Genomic DNA, 23,999 nt, shown 5'->3' with positions numbered 1-23,999 from the left:
CCCTCAGGGCTCGATCCGGTTGCCCTCGGCGTCCCAGTGATCCTCGCGCTTCTTCGACGGCTGCACCCGGGGCGGCTCTCCCGGCATCTTGGGGTAGTCCGGCGGCCAGGACTGCTCGACCTCGTCCCACAGGTCGATCAGCGGCTGCAGGTCGTAGGCGGTCTCGTCCATCCCCGCCCAGGGGTCGCGCTCCGCGATCAGGTCGGGCACGGTGAAGAGGTTGAGGTCGCGGGGGTCCTTCAGATCCGCGAGCTCCGCCCAGGTGAGCGGCGTGGAGACCGGCGCTCCGGGCCTGGCCCGGAGCGAGTAGGCGGAGGCGATGGTACGGTCGCGGTTGTTCTGGTTGAAGTCGACGAAGATCCGCTCCCCGCGCTCCTCCTTCCACCAGTTGACGGTGACGCCGTCGTCGCGGCGGGCCAGCTCCTGGCCGAAGCCGATGGCGGCGTGCCGCAGGTCGCCGAACTCCCGGTCCGGCGTGACCCGGACGTAGACGTGGACGCCACGACTACCGCTGGTCTTCGGATAGCCGGTCATGCCCAGCTCCGCCAGCAGCTCCCTGGCGAGGCCGGCGACGCGCAGCACGTCGGCGAAGGTGGTGCCCGGCTGCGGGTCGAGGTCGATACGCAACTCGTCGGGGTGGTCGACGTCGGGGCGGCGTACCGGCCAGGGGTGGAAGGTCAGCGTGCCCATCTGCGCACACCACACCGGGACGGCCGGCTCGGTGGGACAGATCTCGTCCGCCGTACGACCGCTCGGGAAGGTCACCTTGACCGTCTCGAGGTAGTCGGGGGCGCCCTTGGGGACCCGCTTCTGATAGAACCCGTCGCCGCTCTGCCCATTTCTGGGGGAATCAGCGGGCCCGACGGCGAGGCGCATCCCCTCACGCCAGCCCTCCGGCCACCGCTCCAGCGTGGTGGGCCGCTCTGCGATGGCCCGCAGCAGCGGCCCGGAGACGTCGGCGAAGAACTGGGCCACCATCAGCTTGGTGACCGCAGGGGTGCGGTCGGTGGGCTCGTAGACGACCCGGTCCGGGCTGGAGACCCGGACCTCACGCTCGCCGGCGGTGACATAGGCATCCTTGGCCATGCTGACAACCTAGCGAGACCTCATCCGGTTCGGCTGCCATCGCAGCCAGAGCGGAGGACCTCCGGCGTAGGCTGGAGGCATGGGCTACAACGTGGAGAAGTCCGAGACCGAGTGGCGTGAGCAGCTGAGCCCGGCCGAGTACGCCGTGCTCCGCCAGGCCGGCACCGAGCCGGCCTTCGTCGGGGAGTACACCGACACCGAGACCAAGGGCGTCTACTCCTGCAAGGCGTGTGGCGCCAAGCTCTTCGAGTCCGACACCAAGTTCCACTCCGGCTGTGGCTGGCCCTCGTTCTACCAGCCGTTGCAGACCTCCGAGGGGGCAGAGACCATCGAGTATCTCGAGGACAACTCCCACGGGATGCGGCGCGTCGAGGTGCGCTGCGCCAACTGCGGCTCCCACCTCGGCCACGTCTTCCCCGACGGCTACGGCACGCCCACCGGCGACCGCTACTGCATCAACTCGATCAGCCTGACGCTGGAGCCGGCCGACAACGCCTGATCGCCGCGCTCGACCTACCGGCCGGCCGCCAGGTTCCGCTAGCCAAGCTAGGCATGGGTAGTGCCGATCGAGGCCCGCAGCCTGGCCGCGAAGGCCACGAACTCCGGGTCCGCGCGCAGCACCGCCGCCGGCTCGTCGCGCCGGGTGAAGTCGATGCGGTGGTCGCCGACGACGGTGCCGGGACGAGGGCTGAACACGATCACCCGGGTCGCCAGCAGCACCGCCTCCTCGACGCTGTGGGTGACCAGCAGGACCGTGGTGCCGGTCTCGCGCCAGATGCCGCGGAGCTCCTCCTGCAGCCGCTCCCGGGTGAAGGTGTCGAGCGCTCCGAACGGCTCGTCGAGGAGCAGTACGTCGGGATCGGCCGCCAGCGCGCGGGCGATCTGGGCGCGCTGCTGCATACCGCCAGAAAGCTCGTAGACCGCCCGGTCGGCGACGTCGGCGAGGCCGACGCGGGCCAGCTCGGCGGCAACCCGCTCCGCCCGTCGGGCGCGTGGCACCCTGGCCAACTCCAGCCCGAGGGCGACATTTCCGGCGACGGTGCGCCAGGGCAGCAGCGAGGACGACTGCTGGAAGACCACGCCCCGGCGACGGCCGGGGCCGACCACCTGGGCGTCGCCGAGCAGCACCCGGCCGTGAGCCGGCGGCCGCAGCCCGGCGACGATCTCCAGCAGCGTCGACTTGCCGCAGCCGGACGGACCGACGAGAGCGACGAACTCCCCGGCCCGGATGGTCAGGTCGGTGGCGGCGAGCGCCTCGACGGGCGCCTGGCCCGCCGAGCGGTAGGTGTGGCCGACCCCGTCGAGGACGAGGTCGGCCACCCGCTGCTCGGTCATCGTCACTTGACCGCCGCGGCGAAGGTCGCGACCACCGCGTCGCGGTAGTCCTGCTCGTCGGCGACCGTGTCGATCTGGCCCAGCTCCTGGTTGAACTGGGCGGTCGCGTAGAGGTTGTCCGGGAGCCCGCCGCCGAGGTAGTCCTCGCCGGTCTGGGTGGCGGCGTCGACGAAGATCAGTCCGGCGGTCTGCGCCTTGACCTCGTCGGCGGACAGGTTCAGCTCGGCCGCCAGCGACTGGAAGGCGGCCTCGTCGCCGGCGTTGAGCGCCTTCACCGCCGCGTCCTCCTGCTGGATCCAGGTCTGTACGGCGTCGGGGTACTTCTCGGCGAACTCGGTCGTGACGACCGCGAGGTCGTAGGTCGTCTTGCCCTCGGCGGCGAGCTGGGAGCTGTCGGTCAGGACGGTGCCGTCCTTCTCGAGCTCGGCGAGCACCGGGTTCCAGACATAGGCGGCGTCGATCTGGCCGGCCTGCCAGGCGGCGAGGATGGCGTCGGGCTCGGAATCGATCACGTTGACGTCGCTGGCCGAGAGGCCGGCGTCGGCCAGCGCCGCCAGCAGGCTGTAGTGGGAGGTGGAGGCCAGCGGGGTCGCGACCGTCTTGCCCTTGAGATCGGCGACGTCGGTGATGCCGGGCTTGGCGACGAGCGCCTCGGCGGTGCCGATGACATCGAAGATGAACGGCACCTCGTAGGGGATGCCGCTGGACAGGCCGCGGGCCACCGGCGAGGACCCGGCCAGGCCGATGTCGATGCTGCCGCCCAGGATCGCCTGGTTGACGTCACCGCCGGAGGCGAACTGGTTCCACTCGATCTTCACGTCGTCGCCGAAGGCCTCCTCCAGCAGGCCCTGGTTCTTCACGACCAGGTCGCCGTTGGGGATGAGCTGGTAGCCGATCCGAATGGTCTCGGGCAGCCCGGAGGCCGTGGCCGAGTCGCCGGCCGAGTCGCCGTCGGAGTCCGAGCCGCACGCGGTGAGGGCGAGCAGGGAGCCGGCGAGTACGGCGACCAGGCCGGTACGTGAGCCGATGCGTGGTGACATTGGTTTCTCTCTCTTTCTGGGTGTTGTCGTCACGCCCGTCCCTTCCACGGGGCGACTCGCCGCTCCACGAAGCGGAGGACGGCGTCGATGGCCACGGCGGTGAGGCCGATGACGATCACGGAGAGCACGGCGATGTCCGCGCGCAGCTCCTTCTGCGACGCCCACGCGAGACCGCCCAGGCCGGGCAGGCCATTGGTGGTCTCGGCGGCGACGATGGTGGTCCAGGCGAACCCCGAGGCGACCCGGATGCCGGTAACGACGTCGGCGGCGACGCTGGGCAGCACGACCTTGCGGACCAGGTCGAGCGGGCCGGCGCCGAGCACCAGGGCGGCGTCGACGCGCTCGTGCCGGACTCCGGCCACGCCGGCAGCGGTGGCGACGGTGATCGGCGCGACGGCGGCGAGGAAGAGCAGCCAGGTCTTGGAGGACTCCCCGATGCCGAACCAGAGGATCAGCAGCGGGTAGTAGCCCAGCGGCGGCAGCGCCTTCACGAAGTCGACGGCGGGGCCGAGGATCCGGTCGGCGAGCTTCGAGAGCCCGATGAGCAGGCCCAGCGGTACGCCGGCCACGACTCCCCAGGCCAGGCCCAGCAGCACCCGCCGAAGACTGGCCCAGAGGTGCTCCCAGAGATAGGCGTTCGACAGGCCGGTGAAGCCGTCGTGGACCGTGACCGAGTCGACGAAGGCGTGCCAGACCTTGGCAGGCGTGGGCAGCAGCAGCTCGGAGAACTGGCCGGTGGCGGTGACCGCCCACCAGATCAGCAGCGCCAGCAGCGCGGCCAGCAGGCCGCCGTACCACCTGCGGTTGCCGGCACCGGTCTCGCTGGCCTCGACACGGCGGTCGATCCAGCCGACGCGACGGCCCTCGGTGCCGCCCTGGCCCGAGCTCACGCCGGCCTCGTCCACAGACCGCGGCGGCCGAGCTCGGGGAGCACGCCCTCGCCGAACCAGTAGGCCTCCTCCAGGTGGGGATAGCCGGACAGCACGAACTCGGAGATGCCCACCGCGGCGTACTCCTCGACGAGGTCGGCGATCTCGGCATAGCTGCCGACCATGGCAGTGCCGGCGCCGGCGCGCAGCAGACCGACGCCCGCCCACAGGTGGGGATGGATCTCCAGGGCGTCGCGGCGGCCCTGGTGCAGGTCGAGCATCCGTCGCTGGCCCTCGGAGGCGCTGCGGCGCAGTCCCTCCTGGACGTGGGCGATCTGCTCGTCGCTGATATTGGCGACCAGCCGGTCGGCCTCGGCCCAGGCCTCCTCGGCGGTGGGCCGGGCGATGGTGTGCAGCCGGATGCCGAAGCGCGGCTCGCGGCCGTGCTCGGCGGCCAGCTCCCGCACCCGGTCGACCTTCTCGGCGACCGCGGCCGGCGGCTCGCCCCAGGTGAGGTAGACGTCGACGTGCTCGGCGGCGACGGCCAGCGCCTCGGGAGAGGAGCCGCCGAAGTAGAGCTCGGGGACCGGGTCCGGCACCTTCTCCAGGACCGCCTTCTCGACGAAGAGGTGCTTGCCCCGGAAGGTGACCTCCTGGCCGGCCCACAGCTCGCGGACGACGTGCAGGAACTCGCCGCACCGCTCGTAGCGCTCGGCCTTGGCCAGGTCGTCGCCGAACATCAGCTGCTCGGCGTCCTCGCCGCCGGTGACGACGTTGAGCAGCAGCCGGCCACCGGAGAGGTTCTGGAAGGAGCCCGCCATCTGTGCGGCGAGATAGGGCGAGACCAGACCCGGCCGGAAGGCCACCAGGAAGCCGAGCCGCCGGGAGACGGAGGCGAGCATCGCGGTGGTGATCCAGGCGTCGTCGCACCAGGAGCCGGTCGGGGTCAGCGCCGCCTCGAAGCCGAGTTGCTCGGCGCTGCGGGCGATCTGGCCGAGGTAGTCGATGGTGGTCGGCCGGGTGTTGCCGCCGAGCACCTCGACGCCGTGTCCGCCGCCCACGATGTCGCGTCCGTCGCCACCGTTGGTGGGAAGGAACCAGTGGAAGACGAGCCCGGACATGCTAAACACCTCTTATTTCGATAATCTCTCTAGACATTGAAGTCTCTCGTGCGCGGGTGGGCGGGTTCAAGCACCATAGGAGCGGGATTTCCGATCCGGTGGTCGGCATAACCGCCCACCTCGACAAGCAGAAGGAGGAGCCGCCGTGCGCCTGGAGCAGCTGGAGTACGTCGCCGCGGTGACCCGAACAGGCTCGCTGCGGCAGGCCAGCGAGCAGTTGCACGTCTCGAAGCCGGCGATGTCGGAGGCGATCTCCAAGCTGGAGAAGGAGCTCGGGGTGAGCCTGCTGGACCGACGACGCTCCGGCGCCCGGATGAGTCGGCAGGGCCGCGACCTGTTGCCGCTGATCAGCGAGGTGCTCGACGCGGCGGGCCGGCTGCGCGCCGCCGCCGGGCAACACGCCACCAGCAGCTCGGTGGTCCGGATCGGGACGGTCAACACCGCCACCCCGACGCTGGTCACCCCCGCGCTGCGGGAGTTCCAGCGCACCCATCCCGCTACCGGAGTGGAGCTGGTCGCGCTCACCCACGTCGAGATCGTCCAGGCACTGGAGGAGGGCTCGCTCGACTTCGGGCTGGCCAATCTGCTGGAGGGCGACGACCTGCCCGCCGCGCTGCGCGGCACCTTCCTGATGCGCTGCCATCCGGTCGTCGTGCTGCCGGCCGGTCACCAGCTCGCGACGGCGAGCTCGGTCACCACCGAGGAGCTGCGGCAGCAGCGGTTCGTGATGATGCGCTCGGGCTTCCTGATGCACCGGTACGCGCACCGGCTGTTCGGCGCCCGGCTGCCGCGGACCTGCCACACCGCGGACGGCGGCGAGATCGGCAAGCTGATGGTCGCTCAGGGGCTCGGAGTGATGCTGCTGCCGGAGTTCAGCGTCGCCGACGACCCGCTCGAACAGGCGGGGCTGATCGTCCGGCGTCCGCTGGCCGAGCCCACCCCCGCCGTACGGCTGGTGTTGATGGAGCGCCGGGCGAGCACCCTCACCGCTCAAGTACGGGCGCTGCGCGACGCCTTCGTCGAGCAGGCCACCCGGGCGAGCTGAGCCGAGCTCGGCGCCGAGTTCTCAAACGCGCTCTCAGGGCAGCCGGTCGACCAGCTCGGCGACGCCGACCCGGGCGCCGGTGTAGAAGGGCACCTCCTCGCGCACGTGGCGGCGGGTCTCGCTGCTGCGCAGGTGGCGCATCAGGTCGACGATCCGGTCGAGGTCGTCGGCCTCGAAGGCGAGGATCCACTCGTAGTCGCCCAGGGCGAAGGAGGGCACGGTGTTGGCGCGGACGTCGGGGTAGTCGCGGCCCATCCGGCCGTGCTCGGCCAGCAGCCGGCGACGCTCGCCCTCCTCGAGGAGATACCACTCGTAGGAGCGGACGAACGGGTAGACGGCGACATAGGCGTGCGCCTCCTCCTCGGCCAGGAAGGCCGGCAGGTGGCTGCGGTTGAACTCCGCCGGACGGTGCAGCGCCATCTGGCTCCACACCGGCGCCAGCCGGGAGCCGAAGGCAGTACGACGGATCCGGTGGTAGGCGCTCTGCAGCTTGTCGGAGGAGTCGGCGTGCAGCCAGAGCATCAGGTCGGCGTCGGCGCGCAGCCCGGCCACGTCGTAGATGCCGCGCAGGACGATGTCCTCGCCGGCCAGGCTCGCCAGCAGCTCGTCGAGCTCGCCGGCCTCGGTCTTGCGGATCAGGTCGTCCTCTCCCAGGGGACGCTCCAGCCGGAAGACCGACCACATGGTGTAGCGGATCGTCGCGTTGAGCTCGTTGATGCGCGCGGCGTTGCTCTTGAGGTGCGCCTGGGGGTCGTTCGACATGGTCCTATCCTTCCATCCGCCAGGTGGCCTCCTCGGCGGCCCGGCGAGCCGAGGCGATCACGGCGGGGATGCCCACGCCGTCGTACGCCGCCCCGGCCAGTGCCAGCCCGGGCACCCGCGCCACCTGCTCCCGCACCGCCGCGATCCGGCCGAGGTGGCCCACGGCGTACTGCGGCAGCGCGAGCGGCCACCGCTGGACATGGGTGTCGACGGGAGCCGCGGTGAGGCCGACCGCCTCGCGCAGGTCGGCCAGCGACTGCGCGATCAACTCGTTGTCGGTGAAGTCGAGGGCGTGGTCCTCGCGGTGCCGGCCGATGCTGGTGCGCAGGTGCAGCACCCCCTTGGCCGCGCCGGCGGCGCGGACCCAGTCCCACTTGGCGAAGGAGAACGTCGAGGCCTTGATCCGACGGTGCTGGTCGGGAGGCACCAGGAAGCCGCTGGTGTCGTCGTCGCCGGGCCAGTCCTCGATCCGGAAGGCGTGGGTGATCACCGCGACGCAGGCGTGGTCGATCCAGGCGAGGTCCTGGCCGCGGCCGTGCTGGGCGTTGCCGGCCAGGATGCCGGCGGTCGCGTGGGCCGGCGTCGCCAGTACGACGGCGTCGGCCTCCAGGTAGGCGCCGTCGGCCAGGAAGACGCCCAACTCGCCGAGGGCGCCGATCCCCGCCACCCGCACCACCGAGGTGCCGGTGCGGACGTCGAGCCCGGCGGCGAGCGTCTCGGGCAGCAGTCCGATGCCGCCCTCGATGCCGGCGAAGACCGGGGCGCCGCTCGACCGCGGCATGGCGGCGAGCCGGGGGGTCAGCGGGCCGTCGTCGAGGAAGGCAGCCAGCTGTGGCACGGCGGCCTTGACGGAGATCTCGCGGGCGCGGCCGGCGTACACGCCGCCGAGCAGGGGCTCGACGAGGCGGTCGGTGACCTCGGAACCGAACCGCTGGTCGATCAGGTGGCCGACGCTGGTGTCACCCTGGCCGAGCGGCTCCGGAGCGGGCCGTTGCGCCTCGGCCCGGGCTCGTGTCATGCCCTCGGCGGTCAGCACCCCGGAGGCGGCGAGCGCGTCCAGGTCGGTCGGGGCACCCATCAGCGAGGGCGGCAGCGGTCGCAGCGCGCCGTCGACCCACAGCCTGGAGGTGGCCGCGGTCGGATGGACGATCGGCAGGCCGAGCTCGCGGGCGAGGTCGGTGCCCTCGGGCCGGCGGGCGAGCATCGCCTCGGCTCCGACGTCGACCATCACGTCGGCGACCGCGGCCCGGCGGAGCTTGCCGCCGATCCGCTCCGACGCCTCGAGTACGACGACCTCGTGGCCGGACCGCTCGAGGAAGTGGGCGGTCGCGAGCCCCGCGATGCCGGCTCCGACGACGACTGCCCTCACGCCTGCCAGTCTCCCAGACCGGTGCGCGCGGGCCTCACGCGGCGGCGACCTGGGTGCGAGGCGCCGCCACGTGAGGGGTCTTCAGGCGGACTCGGCCAGTCGGCCGAATCCGCTGCGGTGGAAGATCAGCGGGCTGCCGGTCTCGGGGTGCTCCACCCCGTGGAGCCGCAGCAGCACGATCAGGTGGTCGCCCGCCTCCACCTCCCGGTAGATGGTGCAGTCGAAGTGGGCCAGACCCTCGTCGAGGGTGACCGCACCCTCGTCCGAGGCCTTCACCGCGACGCCCTCGAAGCGGCTCGCCACCGGGCCGGCCAGCTGGCGGCAGACGTCGCCGTGGTGGTCGGCGAGGATGGTGACGCCGAGGTGGGAGGCGCGCCGCAGGTCGGGCCAGGTCTTGGAGGTGGTGGCGACCGAGAAGGAGACCAGCGGTGGGTCCAGGCTGACGCTGGTGAACGAGCTGGCCGCCAGGCCGGTGAGCTGGCCATCGACCTCGGCGGCGACCGCGACCACGCCGGTCGGGAAGATGCCGAACGCCTTGCGCAGCCTGGCGGGATCGAGGTCCTGGTTGGTGTGCAGGGTCGTCATGCGCGGGCTCCCAGCAGGGTCGTGACGATCGGCTTGGTGGCGGCCAGCCAGCCGGCGTAGGCCTCCGGGTCGTCGTGGGCGGAGTCGATGACATAGAGCCCGCGGCCGGGCACGGTCGCGCCGATCTCGGTCAGCACCGGCCGCAGCGCCAGCTCCGGCGCGAGCGCGTGCGCCGGGCTGCCGCCGAGCATCAGCGGCACCGCGACTCCGGACAGCCCGGTGCCGCCGGCGAACCGGTCGAGGAAGAGCTTGAGCAGGCCGGTGTAGGCGCCCTTGTAGGTCGGGCTCGCGAACACGACCAGGTCCGCCTCCCCCACCTCCTTCACGAGCGTGGCGACGCCCTCGGCGGCCCAGTCGAGGATCGCGGTCCCCAGCGTCGCCAGGTCGACGACCAGGTCGGGCTCGGCACCGGTCAGCTCACGAGCGAGGTACGTCGCCGCGGCGAGGGTCCTGCTGGCGGGCTTGGGGTTGCCGACGACGACGGCGACGGTGATGTGGTCGGGCACGTGGCTCCTCCTGATTCAAGGGGTTTGTTGATCATATCAGTTGACTTACTACTAAACGCGATCGGGGAACCGGCTCGCCGCACGCCGCGTCGAAGGGGCATGACTCGCCACCTGCACCGGGCGGCCGCTGCCGCCGTACTCCCCTGCCTGATCGCGGCGCTGGCCCTCGGGCTGTCCGCCTGCTCCAGCGACCGTGCCGGCAGCGACGCCAGCTCCGCCGCCTCCGGCCTGGCCGCTGCCGCGGCGGGCTCGGCGGCCGGCGCCGTCGCCACCGTCGAGAAGGCGAAGGTCATCTCGACCGGCACCGTCTCACTGCGCGCCGACGACGTGCGCGCCGCGCGCGACGACGTGCAGCGGATCGCCGACCAGTACCGCGGCCACCTCGGCGACGAGGACGCCAGCACCGACGAGGACGGCCGGGTCGACCACGCCCGGCTGGTGCTGCGCATCCCCGCCGCGTCGTACGACCAGGCGCGTCAGGATCTCGAGAGGGTCGCCGATCTGGTCGCGTCGACCACCCAGTCCACGGACGTGACCACCCAGGTCACCGACGTCGACGAACGGGTCGCGGCGATGCGCGCCTCGCTCGACCGGATGCGCACCCTGCTGGGGTCGGCGACCAAGATCTCCGACATCTTGCGGATCGAGTCCGAGATCACCCAGCGGGAGGCCGACCTCAACTCGCTGCTCGGCCAGCAGGCCTACCTCGCCGACCAGACCTCGATGTCGACCATCACCGTCGACATCTCGCGGACCTCGCTCGCCAAGGCCGAGAGGAAGACCGGCTTCCTGGCCGGCCTGTCGTCCGGCTGGGACGCACTGACCGCCTTCGGCACCGCGGGCGCCACGGTCGCGGGGGTGCTGCTGCCCTGGCTGCCGGTGCTGGTGGTCCTCGGGGCGCCGGCGTGGCTGGTGCTCAGGCGAGCGGGTAGGACTGCACGAACTCGGTCAGCCGCTTGAGCTGGTCGGGGTCGGTGCTGGGGATGACGCCGTGGCCGAGGTTGAAGATGTGCCCGCGGGCGCGGCGACCGGTCTCGATGATCCGGCCGGCCCGCTCCAGCATCACCTCGGTCGGTGCGAAGACCAGGGCCGGGTCGAGGTTGCCCTGCACGGCGACGGCGGGCCCGACCGCGTCGATGCCGTAGTCGAGCGGGGTGCGCCAGTCGATGCCGACCACATCGGCGCCGGCGGAGGCCATCAGCGGCAGCAGCATGGCGCTGTTGACGCCGAAGTGGATCTTGGGGACCCCCGCCACGCGATCGAGCACCGAGCGCGAGTAGGGCAACACGAACCGCTCGTAGTCGGCCGGGTCGACGGCGCCGGCCCAGGAGTCGAACAGCTGCACGGCCGAGGCGCCGGCCTCGACCTGCACCTGGAGGAAGGTCGCCGAGATGCCGGCGATCTTGGTCAGCAGGGCGTGCCAGACGTCCGGGGCGCCGTACATCAGTGCCTTGGTCTGCGCGTAGTCCTTCGACGGCCCGCCCTCGACGAGGTACGACGCCACCGTGAACGGGGCGCCGGCGAAGCCGATCAGCGGGGTCGAGTCCAGCTCGGCGACAATCTGCCGCACCCCTCGCGTGATCATCGGGATCGCATCGGGCGTCAGGTCGGGGATCGCCGCGACATCGGCCAGCGAGCGCACCGGCCGGGCGACGACCGGACCGACGCCCGGCTTGATGTCGAGGTCCACGCCGACGGCCTTGAGCGGCAGCACGATGTCGGAGAAGAAGATCGCCGCATCGACCCCGTAGCGCCGTACCGGTTGCAGGGTGATCTCGGTGACCAGGTCGGCGTCGAGGCAGGAGTCGAGCATGGCGACGCCCTCGCGGACCTTGAGGTACTCCGGGAGCGAGCGGCCGGCCTGCCGCATGAACCAGACCGGGGTGTGGTCGGGCCGCTCGCCACGGGCCGCCTTGAGGAACGCGCTCTCGCTCAGCCTGGATGTCACCCCCCGATGCTCCCACCCCGCGCCGAGTCGGCAGAAGTGCGGGTCCAGCAGGGCCCGAGTCGGCAGAAGTGCGGGTCCAGCAGGGCCCGAGTCGGCAGAAGTGCAGGAGGTCATCCACAGGCGTTGTGGACAGCGCCTGCACTTGTGCCGACCCGGCGGTCCTGAGACCAGCACTTCTGCCGACTCGGCGTGGGAACGGACCGTCGGCGGGACCTCGGCCTAGGCTGGCAGCATGGTGGTGCGGCAGGAGACGCGCCCGGGTACGGGTGCGTCCGACAGTGGCGAGCCGCCGGAGTTCCGCGCGGCGGTTGCCGGTATGCACGAGGCCATCCTCCGGCCCGAGGTGTTCTGCGAGGAGATGCCGGCGCCGCAGCGGATCGCGCCCTACGCCAGCGCGCTCTCCGCCGACGTCACCGTCGAGGGCACCGACGTGGCCACCGGCCGGCTGATCCTGCTCCACGATCCAGAAGGCAACGACGCCTGGGGCGGGGCCACCTTCCGCTGCGTCGCCTACGCCCGCGCCGAGATCGAGGTCGAGATGATCACCGACCAGATGCTCGGCGAGGTCGGCTGGTCGTGGCTGACCGAGGCCCTCGACGCGCATGGCGCGTCCTACACCGCCGCCTCCGGCACCGTGACCCGGGTCGCGACCGAGAGCTTCGGCGGCATGTCCGAGGAGCCAGGCAGCGCGCAGATCGAGATCCGGGCGTCCTGGAGCCCGGTCGGCACCGCCATCCGGCCCCATACGGAGGCCTGGGGCGAGCTGCTGTGCACCGCGGCGGGGCTTCCGCCGGTTCCGGAAGGGGTCGCCGTCATCCCCAGCCGCCGCGGCCAGCGCGGCTCATGACGGCTCGGCGCATCTCGGGCAAGACCTCGGACCCCACCTCGGATCAGCCTGCGGATCAGGCCCCGGGCCAGACCAAGGACCAGACCGCGGCGGCCGACCAGCCCCCCGCTCCGCTGCTGACGCTGCGCGACGGGCTGCCCCGGGTCATCGACACCGACGAGGGGCTGCGCTCGGCCGCCGCGGCGATCGCCGCCGCGACCGGTCCGGTCGGCATCGACGCCGAGCGGGCCTCCGGCTACCGCTACTCCAACCGCGCCTACCTCGTCCAACTGCGCCGCGAGGGCGCCGGCACCTGGCTGATCGACCCGATCGGCCTCAGCACCCTCGCCCCGCTGGCCGAAGCCCTGCGGGGCACCGAGTGGATTCTCCACGCCGCCACCCAGGACCTGCCCTGCCTCGCCGCGCTCGGGCTGCGACCGAGCGCACTGTTCGACACCGAGCTGGCCGGCCGGCTGCTGGGCTATCCGCGCGTCGGCCTGGCCACGCTGGTCGAGACCCTGCTGGGCTACGGGATGCTCAAGGAGCACTCGGCCGCCGACTGGTCGACGCGGCCGCTGCCGGAGTCGTGGCTGGAGTACGCCGCGCTCGACGTCGAGGTCCTGGTCGAGCTGCGTGAGGTGCTGGCCGCCGAGCTGGCGGCCGCCGGCAAGGACGAGTGGGCCCGCCAGGAGTTCGAGCACCTGCGGAGCTTCGAGCCGCCGGAGCGGGTGGACGCGTGGCGTCGTACGTCGGGCACGCACCGGCTCCGGAGCCGGCGCGGTCTCGGCGCGGTCAAGGAGCTGTGGGAGACCCGCGACCAGATCGCCCGCGACCGCGACGTGACCCCGGGCCGGATCCTGCCGGACTCGGCGATCGTGGCGGCGGCCGCCGAGCTGCCCACCGACCGGGCCGCGCTGCTGGCGCTCAAGGGGTTCCACGGGCGGGGCGCCGAGCGCTACTCCCGACAGTGGGTGGCCGCGTTGCAGCGCGTCGCCGCGATGGCCGAGGAGGAGCTGCCTGCCCGGGCCCCGCGCGGTGACGGCCCGCCCCCGCCGCGGGCCTGGGCCGACCGCGACCCAGTTGCGGCGCGCCGGCTGGCGATCGCCCGTGACGCCATGGCCGAGCTGGCCGAGCGCCAGCACATGCCGCTCGAGAACCTGCTCACCCCCGACTCGCTGCGCCGGGTGCTGTGGGCGCCGCCGCGCACCCGCCAGCCCGGCGAACTGCTGGACCGGGTCGCCGAGCAGCTGTCGTCGTACGGCGCGCGGAGCTGGCAGCTGTCGCTGACGGCGCCGCTGATCACCGCCGCCATCCTGGAGGCAGACCAGCCGCACGCGCCGGCAGACGAGGGCGCTGGCGCCGACTACCCCAGTGCCGAGGACCCTGGCGACGGCGAGAGCTGAGCCCGGGTTCTCCAGCTAGGTAGATGAGGCCATGGTGATGAGGCCAAGTCACCAACGGCCTCATCAGCCGGGCGGCACTGGTGGCGCGAACTGAGTTCCGCACCATTCCGCTGGTGGTCGCGATCGACGAAGCACACCAGTTCTTCGACGTCACCGTCGGCGACGAGTTCGCCAACACTCGACTGAACGCTTTCGACGCGATCGCGAAGGAAGGCCGAAAGTACGGGCTGACCGTGTGCGTCGCCGATGGGGGTGGACTTCCCCGTGCCGGTGAGCGTTCACATGACGCCCCGACTGCGCGCCCGGCCTCCGACGGCCCTCGCTATGAGATCTGGCGACCGTCGTCGTGAATAGCCGACTTGAGCGAACACTGACAATTCGCATTGGATAGCCACGAGGACCTCGAAGCCGTCGCCCTCGCGCTCAACAACCGGCCCCGGAAGATCCTCGACTGGCGAACCCCGGCCGAGGTGTTCGCCGAGCAGCTACGCTCGCTTCAACAACCCGGTGTTGCAACGACCGGTTGAACTCGCCCAGTACCGCGCCATCCGCTATACCCGACGACTCGCCGACCGACAGACGTCGCTGACCCCTCTGTGCCGGAACTTCAGGCGCTGGCTCCGCACATCGCTCATGTTGCATCAGATGCAACAGCGGACGGGCTCAGCTGCAGCCGGAGGTGCTGCCGCAGCCCTCGCAGACGTAGCAGGAGCCGGCGGGGCGCATCTTGGTGCCGCAGGTGAAGCAGAGCGGGCTGTCGACGGCGGTGCCGCTGATGAGCTCGAGGAGCTCGGCCGTGGTGTGGGCCTCCTTCTTCTCCGGCGCGACCTCGGCAACCGGCGCGGCGGCGGCGACCGGCTCAGCCTGCTCGACCGGGGCCGCGACCAGGTCGATGATCGGGGCGTCCGGGGCGGCGGTGGAGCCGACCACCTCGGCAGCGGAGCCGGAGACCGGGGCGTCGTAGGAGCCGGTCTCGAGGTAGCGCTGACGCTCCTCGGCGGAGTAGATGCCCAGGGCGGAGCGCTGCTCGAAGGAGAGGTAGTCCAGCGCCAGCCGGCGGAAGACGTAGTCCATCAGCGACTTCGACATCCGCACGTCGGGGTCGTCGGTGAGGCCGGCGGGCTCGAAGGCCAGGTTGGTGAACTTCGAGACGTAGGTCTCCAGGGGGACGCCGTACTGCAGGCCGATCGAGACCGCGATCGAGAAGGCGTCCATGACGCCTGCCAGCGTGGAGCCCTGCTTGCCGAGCTTGAGGAAGATCTCGCCGAGCGAGCCGTCCTCGTGGGCGCCTGAGGTCATGTAGCCCTCGGCGCCGCCGACCGTGAAGGAGGTGGTGAGAGCGGCCCGCGACTTCGGCAGTCGCTTGCGGGTCGGCGCGTAGACGACCTTCTCCACGACCTTCTCGACCACCTCGGCAGCGGCTTCGGGGGTGGCCTCGACCGCCTTGTCCGAGGTCTTCGACTTGGCGTCGGAGAGCGGCTGACCGACCTTGCAGTTGTCGCGGTAGATCGCGGTGGCCTTCAGGCCGAGCTTCCAGGACTCCAGGTAGACGTCCTCGATCTCCTCGACCGTCGCGGTCTCGGGCAGGTTGACGGTCTTGGAGATCGCACCCGACAGGAAGGGCTGCACTGCGGCCATCATCCGGACGTGACCCATCGGGGCCAGCGCGCGGGCGCCCATGGCGGTGTCGAAGACCTCGTAGTGCTCTCCTCTGAGGCCGGGGGCGTCGATGACGTGGCCGTGCTCGGCGATATAGGCGACGATCGACTCGATCTGCTCCGGGTGGTAGCCCAGCTTCTTCAGCGCTCGCGGCACGGTGTTGTTGACGATCTGCATCGAGCCGCCGCCGACGAGCTTCTTGAACTTCACCAGCGAGAAGTCGGGCTCGATGCCAGTGGTGTCGCAGTCCATCATGAAGCCGATGGTGCCGGTCGGGGCGAGCAGCGAGGCCTGGGCGTTGCGGAAGCCGTTGGCCTTGCCGGTCTCGATGACGTCGGCCCAGGCCTTCTCGGCGGCCTTGACGACCGGCGCGTCGACCGGGTTGATCGAGCGGATGTGGTCGTTGGCGGCCTGGTGCTTGCGCATCACCCGCTGGTGGGCCTCGGCGTTGCGGGCGTAGCCGGCGTAGGGGCCGACGACGCCGGCGAGCTCGGCCGAGCGCTTGTAGCCGGCACCGGTCATCAGCGAGGTGATGGCGGCGGCGAGCGAGCGGCCGCCCTCGGTGTCGTAGCCCAGGCCGAGCGCCATCAGCAGGGCACCGAGGTTGGCGTAGCCGATGCCGAGCTGACGGTAGTCGCGGGTGGTCTGGCCGATCTTCTCGGTCGGGAAGTCGGCGAAGCAGATGGAGATGTCCATGGCGGTGAAGACCAGCTCGCAGGCCTGCTGGAAGCGGACGACGTCGAAGGTGTTGTCGTCGCGCAGGAACTTCATCAGGTTGAGGCTGGCCAGGTTGCAGGAGGAGTTGTCGAGCGACATGTATTCCGAGCAGGGGTTGGAGCCGGTGATCCGGCCGGTCTCCGGGTTGGTGTGCCAGTCGTTGATGGTGTCGTCGTACTGCAGGCCGGGGTCGGCGCACTCCCACGCCGCCACCGCGATCTTGTGGAAGAGCTCGCGGGCGTCGACGGTCTCGATGACCTCGCCGGTCTTGCGCGCACGCAGCCCGAACTGACCGCCCGACTCCACGGCGCGCATGAACTCGTCGGAGACCCGCACCGAGTTGTTGGCGTTCTGGTATTGCACCGAGGCGATGTCACGGCCGCCGAGATCCATGTCGAAGCCGGCGTCGCGCAGGGCACGGATCTTGTCCTCCTCGCGCGCCTTGGTCTCGATGAACTCCTCGATGTCGGGGTGGTCCACGTCGAGGACGACCATCTTGGCGGCACGACGGGTGGCGCCACCGGACTTGATCGTGCCGGCGCTCGCGTCGGCACCACGCATGAAGGAGACGGGGCCGGAGGCGGTGCCGCCGGAGGAGAGCAGCTCCTTGGAGGAGCGGATGCGGGACAGGTTGAGGCCGGCGCCGGAGCCGCCCTTGAAGATGAAGCCCTCCTCCTTGTACCAGTTGAGGATCGAGTCCATGGAGTCGTCGACGGAGAGGATGAAGCAGGCGGAGACCTGCTGCGGCGCCTCGGTGCCGACGTTGAACCAGACCGGGCTGTTGAACGAGAAGTGCTGGTGGACCAGCAGCCAGGTCAGCTCGCGCTCGAAGGTCTCGGCGTCGTCGAGCGTCGCGAAGTAGCCGTTGTCGACGCCGGCCTCGACGTACTTCCCGACGACCCGGTCGATGAGCTGCTTCAGGCTCCACTCGCGCTGCTCGGTGCCGACGGCACCGCGGAAGTACTTCGTGGTGACGATGGTGGAGGCGTTGACCGACCAGAAGTCGGGGAACTCCACGCCACGCTGCTCGAAGACGGTCTCGCCGGTCTTCCAGTTGGTCTGGACGACGTCGCGTCGCTCCCAAGTGATCTCGTCATAGGGGTGCACGCCCTCGGTGCTGAACACCCGCTCGATCTCGAGCCCCCGCCCGGTCGCGCCCTGGGTGGATGCGCCGCTCGCCGTCTCCGTCATTGTTCCTCGGTCCCGTCTGTTGAGGTTGCCGCTGCTCGGTTGTCTCGACCCCTCAGGGCCAGTGTTGCGCGAACCACCGACAGTTCAAGGTGCCGGTGCTCGCGGGTCGTCTGATGGGAAGGGAGTCGTGATGGTGGACCCGGGCAGGTCGCTTCCCCACAACCTGCCCGGGCCGTCTGTGGGCTCAGCCGGAGCTGAGCATCTCGGCGGCCGGGATCGAGGCGTCGTACGTCGCGCGCTCGGTGCGCATCAACGCGATCTCCTCCTCGAAGTCCTCGGCGCTGGCGAACTGTCGGTAGACGCTCGCGAAGCGGAGGTAGGCGACCTCGTCGAGCTGGCGCAGCGGCCCGAGGATCGTCATGCCGACCTCGTTGGCCGCAACCTCGGCGTAGCCGGCGCTGCGCAGCGCATCCTCGACCTCCTGACCGAGGCATTGCAGCTGGTCCTCGGTGACCGGGCGGCCCTTGCAGGCCTTCCGGACGCCGCTGATGGCCTTCTCGCGGTTGAACGGCTCGGTGGCGCCGCTGCGCTTGAGCACCGTCAGCTGCATCAGCTCGACGGTCGTGAAGCGCTTCTCGCAGTCCTGGCACTGACGCCGACGGCGGATGCTCTGACCGTCCTCGGCGACCCGCGAGTCGAGGACCTTGGTGTCGGTGTTCCGGCAGTACGGACAGTGCATCTCGGTCCTCCTCTCGCTTCGCCTGTGGATCAAGCTGTGGTGTCGGTGTGCACAACCACGTCTGACCTGTGCAGTTCTCCCACCTAGATGTGGATAACTACATCGTTGTAACTACTAGATGTAGTGGTCACCCTAACCCCTGCCCTTCGGGCCACGTCAAGCCAGGATCTCGGCGTGTCTTCAAGCCGGTACGACGGCATCAGTAGCGGGACGCAGGTGACCGGTGTGAGTTCCGCGCAAGCGCTGGGGTCGTCGGCGACAATGGCCCTCGTGAGCGGACACGGCAAGGGCAAACGAGCTGGCGCCCGCCCACGGCGTCGACTCCGCCCCGGACTGGTGTTGCTGGCGCTCGGCATCACGCTGGCGCTGATCGCCTGGGGCTATCTCGTCTGGGCCGCGATCGACTTCGGCGCCGACGGCCGCGGCGGCGACACGCGTGGCTGGTGGCTGCTCGGACTGGCCGGCATCGGCGCCGTGGCCTGCCTCTTCGTGGCGCTGATGCTGCTGGCCCGGCTCAGCCGAGCGCTGGGCCTGGTCGGCTCGCCCGATCGGGAGGCGGCCGAGCCGCCGCGCCCCCGGGGTGGCAAGCGCGCGGCACGCTGAGCCAAGCGCCCCTGAGCCCTCGAACACGCTCAGAGATCCCGGCCGAGAACGGAAATGGTGCGAGGGGCGGCGCCGTCTTCCCTCGGCTGCCGCCCCTCGTCTTCCCCGTTGTTCTCCACCGGCCGGGGTCGAGTCGACCAGCGGGAACGCGCTATTCAGTTGTCGGAACCACGGGTCAGCCGGCCAAGGGGACGCGCAGCTCCTGGCCGATCTGGAGGGCGCTGTTGCTCAGGTGGTTGAGCTCCTTGAGGTGCTCGACCATGTCGCCGGTGTGGCCGTCGACGGCGACGCTGGAGGCGATGTCCCACAGCGTCTCGCCCGGCCCGACCTGGATCGTCGTCAGCGGCTCAGAGTGCGAGGTGGCAACCGAGCCATTGGCCAGCACGAACACCGCAGCCAAGGCGATCAGCAGGCCCGCGAGGAACACCGCGGCGCGACCGCGCCGGGTCAGCCGGACGCCGGGACGACGGCGAAAGCCGTTGGCCTCGAGCAGTCGGATCTCCGCGGAAGAGAAGGTCATCGTGGTCATCGTCAGCTCCTGGGGAAGTAGGGCTCCTGCAGTTCGATGAGATGTCTATCGGCGACCACCGACAATCCTGGCCGCTCGATCAGACGTTCGATCGAACACGTGTACGAGATTAGATCAGGTGTTCGATCGAACGCAAGCGATCCGTCGAACATTTTTTCGAGCACCATCGAACACGCCGGAGTCGAACAGATGTTTGAAGCCTGGCCGTGGTTGGGACTACCGTGAGGACATGCCAGAGAACACCAGCGAGAAGAGCAGGGGCGTGGCGGAGCTGCCCGACGGGCCTCCGGACGCGACCGGCCTCACGCCACGCCAGCAGCGCATCCTGGCGCACCTCAAGGACTGCATCGAGCAGCGTGGCTACCCGCCGAGCATGCGCGAGATCGGCGCCGCAGTCGGGCTCACCAGCACCAGCTCGGTCGCCCACCAGTTGCGGGTGCTCGAAGACAAGGGCTTCCTGCGCCGCGACCCGCACCGCCCCCGGGCCCTGGAGGTGTTCCTCCCCGAGATCCTGGAGGCGCGACAGGCGATCTCGAAGGGCAGCGACAACTTCGACGAGGCGGGTTACGACGTCTTCCCCGACGCCGTCAACGTGCCGGTCGTCGGCACCATCGCGGCCGGCGCGCCGATCCTCGCCGAGGAGCGCACCGAGGCGGTCTTCCCGCTCCCCAAGGAGCTCGTCGGCGACGGCCAGCTCTTCCTGCTCAAGGTCAAGGGCGACTCCATGGTCGAGGCGGCCATCTGCGACGGCGACTACATCGTCATCAAGCAGGCCCAGACCGCCGAGAACGGCGACTTCGTCGCGGCGCTGCTCGACGACGAGGCGACGGTGAAGGAGTTCCGTCGCAAGGACGGGAAGGTCTGGCTGGTTCCCCACAACTCTGCTCTGGAGCCGATCGACGGCACCCACGCACAGATCCTGGGCAAGGTGACGGCGGTGCTCAGGTCGCTCTGAGAGCACGGCCCGGACAGGCGGCTGGCCGCTGGTCACCTGCATCTGACATAGTCGCAAGTCCTGTCCGCTGTTCCTGTCCGGAGTCTTGATGTCTGTGCGCCGTCTGGCCCTGTTCCTTCTCGCGGTCGGTCTCGTCCTCGCAGCGCTGAGTCCGGCGACCGCGCAGGCAGCCAAGCCCGATCCGAAGAAGCCGCTGCTCAGCACGGTCGATCTTCCGCCAGCTCGAGCGGGCGAGGCAGCCGAGCTGACCACGGTGCGCGACCTCTTCAGCGTCAAGACGCCTGCCGAGGCGCGCGCTGCGCTGCGGTCCGGCAGCGGCCGGGACGCCACCACCGCGCTGCGTGACCTCTCGGTCGCGATCGACCAGGGCGTCGTCGCCGCCGGCAGCGGCCTCTACGACGCCTTCCAGCGGCCCTGGGACTACACCCCCGCTCCGAGCAGCCACCCGGGCTTCCACTTCCATCGTGCCTGCTCGGGCAATGTCTGCGTCCACTGGATCAACCCCACCGACGCCGCCACCTGGCAGAGTTGGTTCCCGAGCCAGAATATCGACTCCTGGGTCTCCACCGACGCCTACGCCGCCGACGCTCTCTCGGTGCTGACGCAGGTCTCGCAGACCTACCAGGCCTCGGGCTACCGCCTGCCCAAGGGCGAGTTCGGCCAGGCCTTCGCCAGCGACCCCGACCAGTACGGCGGCTCGAACCAGACCGACATCTACCTCATGGAGCTGGGTAGCCAGGGCCTCTACGGCTACTGCACCGTGGACCGCGACCAGACCGGCCAGTACCTCTTCCCGCCGAGCGGTCGCCAGATCGACATGCCCGGCTTCTGCGTGATCGACAACGACTTCACGGGCTTCCCCCTTACCCCCGCCGAGAACCTCCGGGTGACCGCGGCCCACGAATACCACCACGCGGTGCAGTTCGCCTACGACTACCTCGAGGACCGTTGGTTCATGGAGGCGACCTCGGTCTTCATGGAGACGCAGCTCTTCCCCGACATCGACGACAACCTGCAATACCTCGCCAACTCGCCGCTGACCCACCCCGGTCGCCCGCTCGACCTCTCCCGCAGCCCACTGTTCTACGGCACCTGGAGCTTCCTGCAGTTCCTCGACGAGCGGCTGTCGGCGAAGACCGGCGCACTGCCGACCTTCCTGCTGCAGGCCTGGCAGAACGCCGACACCGTGGCCGGTCCGGACATGTACTCCATCAAGGCGCTGGCAGCCGCTGTCAAGGCGAGCGGCGGCAACTTCAACAGGCTGTTCGCCGCTTACGCCGACGCCAACCGCCACCCCTGGGCCTCCTACGCCGAGGGCGCGGTCAACCAGTGGCCGACCACCAAAGCGCGCAAGACGATCAAGCTCAAGCCGTCGAGGAAGCGGGCCTCGGGCTCGCTCAAGGTCAAGCACCTCGCCGCCGGCACGCTGCGGTTCACCCCGGTCAAGCTCAACCGGAAGAAGGCCAAGCTCTCCATCAGCGTCGACCTGGCCAAGAAGAAGACCGGCTCGGCCGCGGTGGTGACCACCTACCTCACCTCGGGGGCGCTGCAGACCAAGTTCGTCAAGCTCAAGAAGAACGGCAACGGGAAGCTCAAGGTGCCGTTCAGCAGCGAGAGCGTCGCCTTCGTCGAGCTCACGCTCGTCAACGCCAGTCACTCCTACACGAAGTGCTACAAGGGCAAGACCGAGTTCTCCTGCAACGGCGGCCAGCCCACCAAGGCGGTCACCGAGCGCTACTCCGTCCGGGTGAGGTAGGTCGGGGCCAGGCGGATCAGGGCGAGGCGGCCAACCGCTTCAGGGCGCTCCTGACCGTCGTGGGGTCGGTCGTCGGCCACATCGGCGGCAGGCTCCGGGTCAGGAATCCGGCATACCTCGCCGTGGCGAGGCGCGGATCGAGCACCGCCACCACGCCCCGGTCGGTCGTAGTACGGATGAGCCGGCCCGCGCCCTGGGCGAGCAGCAGGGCGGCGTGGGTGGCGGCGACCTGCATGAAGCCGTTGCCGCCGGCCCGGTCCGCCGCCCGCTGCCGGGCGCTCATCAGCGGATCGTCGGGTCGCGGAAACGGGATGCGGTCGATGATCACCAGCTGGCAGGTGTCGCCCGGCACGTCGAGGCCCTGCCACAGGCTCAGGGTGCCGAACAGCACCGTATGCGGGTCGCTGCTGAACTGGGCGGCCAGCTCCGGCAGCTGCGCGTCCCCCTGAGCCAGGGTCGTCAGGTGGGGCAGCCGCCGGCGCAGCTCCTCGGCCGCCACCTCGGCCGCCCGGCGACTGCTGAACAGGCCGAGGGTGCGGCCGTCGGCGGCGTCGACGAGCTCGACGATCTCGTCGAGCTGCTGTCGGGCGAGGCCATCGCGGCCCGGCGGCGGCAGGTGCCGGGCGACGTAGAGGATCCCTTGCCGGCCGTAGTCGAACGGGCTGCCGACGTCGATGCCACGCCAGGGCAGCACCTCCTCGGTCCGCTGCGCCTCGGCGGCGCCGGCGACCTGCTCGGTCGGCTTGAGCCCGAAGCTGCCGGCCACCCCGTCGAACTCACCACCGAGCTTGAGCGTGGCGCTGGTGAAGACGACGGTCTTGGTCGTCAGCAGCTTGTCGCGCATCGGGCCCCGGACCTGCAGCGGCGCGACGTGCAGCCGCCCCGGCCCTCGGTCGTTGCCCTCGGAGAGCCACAGCACGTCGGCCTCGGAGTTGGCGGCCATCCGCTCGGCGACGGTGAAGACGTCCTGCACCATCCCCTTGGCCTGCTGCAGCGCCGCGTCGGCGCCCTGCTCGTCCTTCGGACCGGTCTGCTTGGGGTAGGCCGACAGACAGCTGCGCGCCGCGTCGCGCACCAGCGCCAGGGCGTCGTGGAGGTCGGCCGTGAGGGTGTCGAACCGCCCCGGGCTGGCCTCCAGCATCGCCACGCGCAGCGCGTCGGCGGCGTCGGCCAGGTCGTCGGCCTGCTCCCCGTCCACGTGCCGCTGGCTGCGTCGCGCTGCCCGCTCGATCTCGACCGCGCCGAGCTCGGCGGTCGCCGCCTGGGTGACCCGAGCGACCAGCTCGTGCGCCTCGTCGATGATCACCGCGTCGTACTCCGGGATCATCGGGATGCCCTCGATGGCGTCGATGGCGAGCAGCGAGTGGTTGGTGACGACCAGTTGGCTCCGCTGGGCCTTGTCGCGGGCCCGCTCGGCGAAGCACTCCTGGCCGAAGGGGCACTTCGCGGCGCCCAGGCACTCGCGATGGCTGACGCTGATCTGGCGCCACTCCCGGTCGGTGTGGCGCGGCGCGGAGTCCTTGTCGCCAGGCCCCTGGCTCTCGGCCTGCTCCTCCGCCCAGGCCCGCAGCTCCAACACCTTGGTGGCCAGCGGCCCGACGGGGATGTCCATGGACAGGGTGCCCTGGTCGTCGGGCACGCCCTCGCGGATCCGGTGGAGACAGGCGTAGTTGCCGCGACCCTTGAGCACGGCGTACGACGTGTCCAGCTGCCTTCCCGCGAGCGCCTCGACCAGTCGTGGGATGTCGCGCTCGACCAGCTGATGCTGCAGCGCAAGGGTGGCGGTGGCGACCACGACCCGTTGGTCGTGCAGCAGGCTGGGCACCAGATAGGCCAGCGACTTGCCGGTGCCGGTGCCGGCCTGGACGAGCAGATGCTCCTGGTCGCTCAGCGCCGCGGCGACCGCCTCGGCCATCTGGATCTGGCCGGCGCGCTCGCTGCCGCCGAGGGCCTCGACGGCGGCGAGAAGCGTCTCGCGAACACTCCCTCGAACACTCTCCGCGCCGGCCACCCGG

The 23,999-nt window shown here is 70.6% G+C and carries 23 protein-coding genes and 1 pseudogene; 10 read left to right on the top strand and 14 right to left on the bottom strand.

Annotation, left to right across the window (positions count from 1 at the left end; all coding sequences use genetic code 11):
- Positions 1–3: 3 nt before the first annotated feature.
- The gene (locus QM595_RS08965) at positions 4–1,086 is read right to left on the bottom strand and encodes a DNA polymerase domain-containing protein (protein WP_415171202.1); all 1,083 of its coding nucleotides are present in this window, start codon (positions 1,084–1,086) and stop codon (positions 4–6) included.
- A 79-nt stretch (positions 1,087–1,165) separates the two neighbouring features.
- Between QM595_RS08965 and msrB the strand changes: the two genes are divergently transcribed.
- Positions 1,166–1,585 carry a peptide-methionine (R)-S-oxide reductase MsrB gene (gene msrB, locus QM595_RS08960; protein ID WP_415171201.1) on the top strand — a complete coding sequence of 140 codons (420 nt, stop codon included), beginning with the start codon at positions 1,166–1,168 and terminating at the stop codon, positions 1,583–1,585.
- A gap of 47 nt (positions 1,586–1,632) precedes the next feature.
- Here msrB and QM595_RS08955 read toward each other — a convergent pair whose 3' ends face one another.
- The 4 genes from QM595_RS08955 to QM595_RS08940 are packed head-to-tail and all read right to left on the bottom strand — an operon-like array spanning position 1,633 to position 5,451.
- The gene (locus QM595_RS08955) at positions 1,633–2,421 is read right to left on the bottom strand and encodes an ABC transporter ATP-binding protein (RefSeq protein WP_415171219.1); all 789 of its coding nucleotides are present in this window, start codon (positions 2,419–2,421) and stop codon (positions 1,633–1,635) included.
- Positions 2,422–2,423: 2 nt separating this feature from the next.
- Positions 2,424–3,461: a glycine betaine ABC transporter substrate-binding protein gene (locus tag QM595_RS08950; RefSeq protein ID WP_415171200.1), complete on the bottom strand. Its 1,038-nt coding sequence runs from the start codon at positions 3,459–3,461 to the stop codon at positions 2,424–2,426.
- A gap of 29 nt (positions 3,462–3,490) precedes the next feature.
- The gene (locus QM595_RS08945) at positions 3,491–4,351 is read right to left on the bottom strand and encodes an ABC transporter permease (protein WP_415171199.1); all 861 of its coding nucleotides are present in this window, start codon (positions 4,349–4,351) and stop codon (positions 3,491–3,493) included.
- Positions 4,348–5,451 carry an LLM class flavin-dependent oxidoreductase gene (locus QM595_RS08940; protein WP_415171198.1) on the bottom strand — a complete coding sequence of 368 codons (1,104 nt, stop codon included), beginning with the start codon at positions 5,449–5,451 and terminating at the stop codon, positions 4,348–4,350. Before QM595_RS08940 ends, QM595_RS08945 begins: the two co-directional genes overlap by 4 nt.
- Positions 5,452–5,596: 145 nt before the next feature.
- Here QM595_RS08940 and QM595_RS08935 point away from each other — a divergent pair, with 145 nt between their 5' ends.
- Positions 5,597–6,496 (top strand): LysR family transcriptional regulator, encoded by a 900-nt coding sequence (locus tag QM595_RS08935; RefSeq protein ID WP_415171197.1) that lies wholly within the window; start codon positions 5,597–5,599, stop codon positions 6,494–6,496.
- 33 nt (positions 6,497–6,529) lie between these two features.
- On the opposite strand, the gene hemQ is transcribed toward QM595_RS08935, so the two are convergent.
- From hemQ to QM595_RS08915, 4 genes are all read right to left on the bottom strand, one after another.
- A complete protein-coding gene (gene hemQ, locus QM595_RS08930; RefSeq protein WP_415171196.1) occupies positions 6,530–7,258 on the bottom strand; it encodes a hydrogen peroxide-dependent heme synthase in 729 nt (242 codons plus the stop codon).
- Positions 7,259–7,262: 4 nt separating this feature from the next.
- On the bottom strand, positions 7,263–8,627 hold the full coding sequence (gene hemG / locus QM595_RS08925; RefSeq protein WP_415171195.1) for a protoporphyrinogen oxidase: 1,365 nt from the start codon (positions 8,625–8,627) through the stop codon (positions 7,263–7,265).
- Positions 8,628–8,708: 81 nt separating this feature from the next.
- Positions 8,709–9,212, bottom strand: a complete 504-nt coding sequence (locus QM595_RS08920; protein ID WP_415171194.1) for a flavin reductase family protein — start codon at positions 9,210–9,212, stop codon at positions 8,709–8,711.
- Positions 9,209–9,718 carry an NAD(P)H-dependent oxidoreductase gene (locus tag QM595_RS08915; RefSeq protein WP_415171193.1) on the bottom strand — a complete coding sequence of 170 codons (510 nt, stop codon included), beginning with the start codon at positions 9,716–9,718 and terminating at the stop codon, positions 9,209–9,211. The genes QM595_RS08920 and QM595_RS08915 overlap by 4 nt, the downstream gene beginning before the upstream one ends.
- Positions 9,719–9,817: 99 nt before the next feature.
- Between QM595_RS08915 and QM595_RS08910 the strand changes: the two genes are divergently transcribed.
- Positions 9,818–10,678 (top strand): DUF4349 domain-containing protein, encoded by an 861-nt coding sequence (locus tag QM595_RS08910; protein WP_415171192.1) that lies wholly within the window; start codon positions 9,818–9,820, stop codon positions 10,676–10,678.
- Here QM595_RS08910 and hemE read toward each other — a convergent pair.
- The gene (gene hemE / locus QM595_RS08905; protein WP_415171191.1) at positions 10,635–11,666 is read right to left on the bottom strand and encodes a uroporphyrinogen decarboxylase; all 1,032 of its coding nucleotides are present in this window, start codon (positions 11,664–11,666) and stop codon (positions 10,635–10,637) included. The genes QM595_RS08910 and hemE overlap by 44 nt on opposite strands.
- Positions 11,667–11,898: 232 nt before the next feature.
- Between hemE and QM595_RS08900 the strand changes: the two genes are divergently transcribed.
- The 4 genes and pseudogenes from QM595_RS08900 to QM595_RS08885 all read left to right on the top strand — a co-directional run.
- The gene (locus QM595_RS08900) at positions 11,899–12,513 is read left to right on the top strand and encodes a DUF3000 domain-containing protein (protein WP_415171190.1); all 615 of its coding nucleotides are present in this window, start codon (positions 11,899–11,901) and stop codon (positions 12,511–12,513) included.
- Positions 12,510–13,895 (top strand): HRDC domain-containing protein, encoded by a 1,386-nt coding sequence (locus QM595_RS08895; protein WP_415171189.1) that lies wholly within the window; start codon positions 12,510–12,512, stop codon positions 13,893–13,895. The genes QM595_RS08900 and QM595_RS08895 overlap by 4 nt, the downstream gene beginning before the upstream one ends.
- A gap of 80 nt (positions 13,896–13,975) precedes the next feature.
- The gene (locus QM595_RS08890) at positions 13,976–14,245 is read left to right on the top strand and encodes a hypothetical protein (RefSeq protein ID WP_415171188.1); all 270 of its coding nucleotides are present in this window, start codon (positions 13,976–13,978) and stop codon (positions 14,243–14,245) included.
- Positions 14,246–14,284: 39 nt separating this feature from the next.
- Positions 14,285–14,422: pseudogene (locus QM595_RS08885) on the top strand (IS30 family transposase); the annotation flags it as partial.
- A 136-nt stretch (positions 14,423–14,558) separates the two neighbouring features.
- On the opposite strand, the gene QM595_RS08880 reads toward QM595_RS08885, so the two are convergent.
- Both QM595_RS08880 and nrdR read right to left on the bottom strand, forming a co-directional pair.
- Positions 14,559–17,462, bottom strand: a complete 2,904-nt coding sequence (locus QM595_RS08880; protein ID WP_415171187.1) for a vitamin B12-dependent ribonucleotide reductase — start codon at positions 17,460–17,462, stop codon at positions 14,559–14,561.
- Between the two features lie 184 nt (positions 17,463–17,646).
- On the bottom strand, positions 17,647–18,141 hold the full coding sequence (gene nrdR / locus QM595_RS08875) for a transcriptional regulator NrdR (RefSeq protein WP_415171186.1): 495 nt from the start codon (positions 18,139–18,141) through the stop codon (positions 17,647–17,649).
- Positions 18,142–18,411: 270 nt separating this feature from the next.
- Here nrdR and QM595_RS08870 point away from each other — a divergent pair, with 270 nt between their 5' ends.
- Positions 18,412–18,744: a hypothetical protein gene (locus tag QM595_RS08870; protein ID WP_415171185.1), complete on the top strand. Its 333-nt coding sequence runs from the start codon at positions 18,412–18,414 to the stop codon at positions 18,742–18,744.
- Between the two features lie 175 nt (positions 18,745–18,919).
- Here QM595_RS08870 and QM595_RS08865 read toward each other — a convergent pair whose 3' ends face one another.
- On the bottom strand, positions 18,920–19,264 hold the full coding sequence (locus QM595_RS08865; RefSeq protein ID WP_415171184.1) for a LysM peptidoglycan-binding domain-containing protein: 345 nt from the start codon (positions 19,262–19,264) through the stop codon (positions 18,920–18,922).
- A gap of 238 nt (positions 19,265–19,502) precedes the next feature.
- Here QM595_RS08865 and lexA point away from each other — a divergent pair, with 238 nt between their 5' ends.
- Entirely contained in the window at positions 19,503–20,228 is a 726-nt protein-coding gene (gene lexA, locus QM595_RS08860) for a transcriptional repressor LexA (RefSeq protein ID WP_415171183.1), read from the top strand.
- An 88-nt stretch (positions 20,229–20,316) separates the two neighbouring features.
- Positions 20,317–21,984 (top strand): MXAN_6640 family putative metalloprotease, encoded by a 1,668-nt coding sequence (locus tag QM595_RS08855; protein WP_415171182.1) that lies wholly within the window; start codon positions 20,317–20,319, stop codon positions 21,982–21,984.
- Between the two features lie 16 nt (positions 21,985–22,000).
- On the opposite strand, the gene QM595_RS08850 is transcribed toward QM595_RS08855, so the two are convergent.
- Positions 22,001–23,995, bottom strand: coding sequence for an ATP-dependent DNA helicase (locus QM595_RS08850; RefSeq protein WP_415171181.1), 1,995 nt, complete (start codon positions 23,993–23,995; stop codon positions 22,001–22,003).
- Positions 23,996–23,999: the final 4 nt, after the last annotated feature.

Origin of the sequence: Nocardioides sp. (genome assembly GCF_047607185.1) — a bacterium.
GTDB lineage: Bacteria > Actinomycetota > Actinomycetes > Propionibacteriales > Nocardioidaceae > Nocardioides.
The sequence above is the reverse complement of the archived record's forward strand: the minus strand, read 5'-3'. Positions and strand labels throughout refer to the sequence as shown.

Coding starts and splice junctions, on each gene's coding strand:
- QM595_RS08855 (WP_415171182.1), top strand. CDS start 20,317: ATGTCTGTGCGCCGTCTGGCCCTGTTCCTTCTCGCGGTCGGTCTCGTC.
- msrB (WP_415171201.1), top strand. CDS start 1,166: ATGGGCTACAACGTGGAGAAGTCCGAGACCGAGTGGCGTGAGCAGCTG.
- QM595_RS08895 (WP_415171189.1), top strand. CDS start 12,510: ATGACGGCTCGGCGCATCTCGGGCAAGACCTCGGACCCCACCTCGGAT.
- QM595_RS08900 (WP_415171190.1), top strand. CDS start 11,899: ATGGTGGTGCGGCAGGAGACGCGCCCGGGTACGGGTGCGTCCGACAGT.
- QM595_RS08950 (WP_415171200.1), bottom strand. CDS start 3,461: ATGTCACCACGCATCGGCTCACGTACCGGCCTGGTCGCCGTACTCGCC.
- hemQ (WP_415171196.1), bottom strand. CDS start 7,258: ATGTCGAACGACCCCCAGGCGCACCTCAAGAGCAACGCCGCGCGCATC.
- QM595_RS08940 (WP_415171198.1), bottom strand. CDS start 5,451: ATGTCCGGGCTCGTCTTCCACTGGTTCCTTCCCACCAACGGTGGCGAC.
- QM595_RS08955 (WP_415171219.1), bottom strand. CDS start 2,421: ATGACCGAGCAGCGGGTGGCCGACCTCGTCCTCGACGGGGTCGGCCAC.
- lexA (WP_415171183.1), top strand. CDS start 19,503: ATGCCAGAGAACACCAGCGAGAAGAGCAGGGGCGTGGCGGAGCTGCCC.
- QM595_RS08865 (WP_415171184.1), bottom strand. CDS start 19,264: ATGACCTTCTCTTCCGCGGAGATCCGACTGCTCGAGGCCAACGGCTTT.
- QM595_RS08920 (WP_415171194.1), bottom strand. CDS start 9,212: ATGACGACCCTGCACACCAACCAGGACCTCGATCCCGCCAGGCTGCGC.
- QM595_RS08880 (WP_415171187.1), bottom strand. CDS start 17,462: ATGACGGAGACGGCGAGCGGCGCATCCACCCAGGGCGCGACCGGGCGG.
- QM595_RS08965 (WP_415171202.1), bottom strand. CDS start 1,086: ATGGCCAAGGATGCCTATGTCACCGCCGGCGAGCGTGAGGTCCGGGTC.
- nrdR (WP_415171186.1), bottom strand. CDS start 18,141: ATGCACTGTCCGTACTGCCGGAACACCGACACCAAGGTCCTCGACTCG.
- QM595_RS08910 (WP_415171192.1), top strand. CDS start 9,818: ATGACTCGCCACCTGCACCGGGCGGCCGCTGCCGCCGTACTCCCCTGC.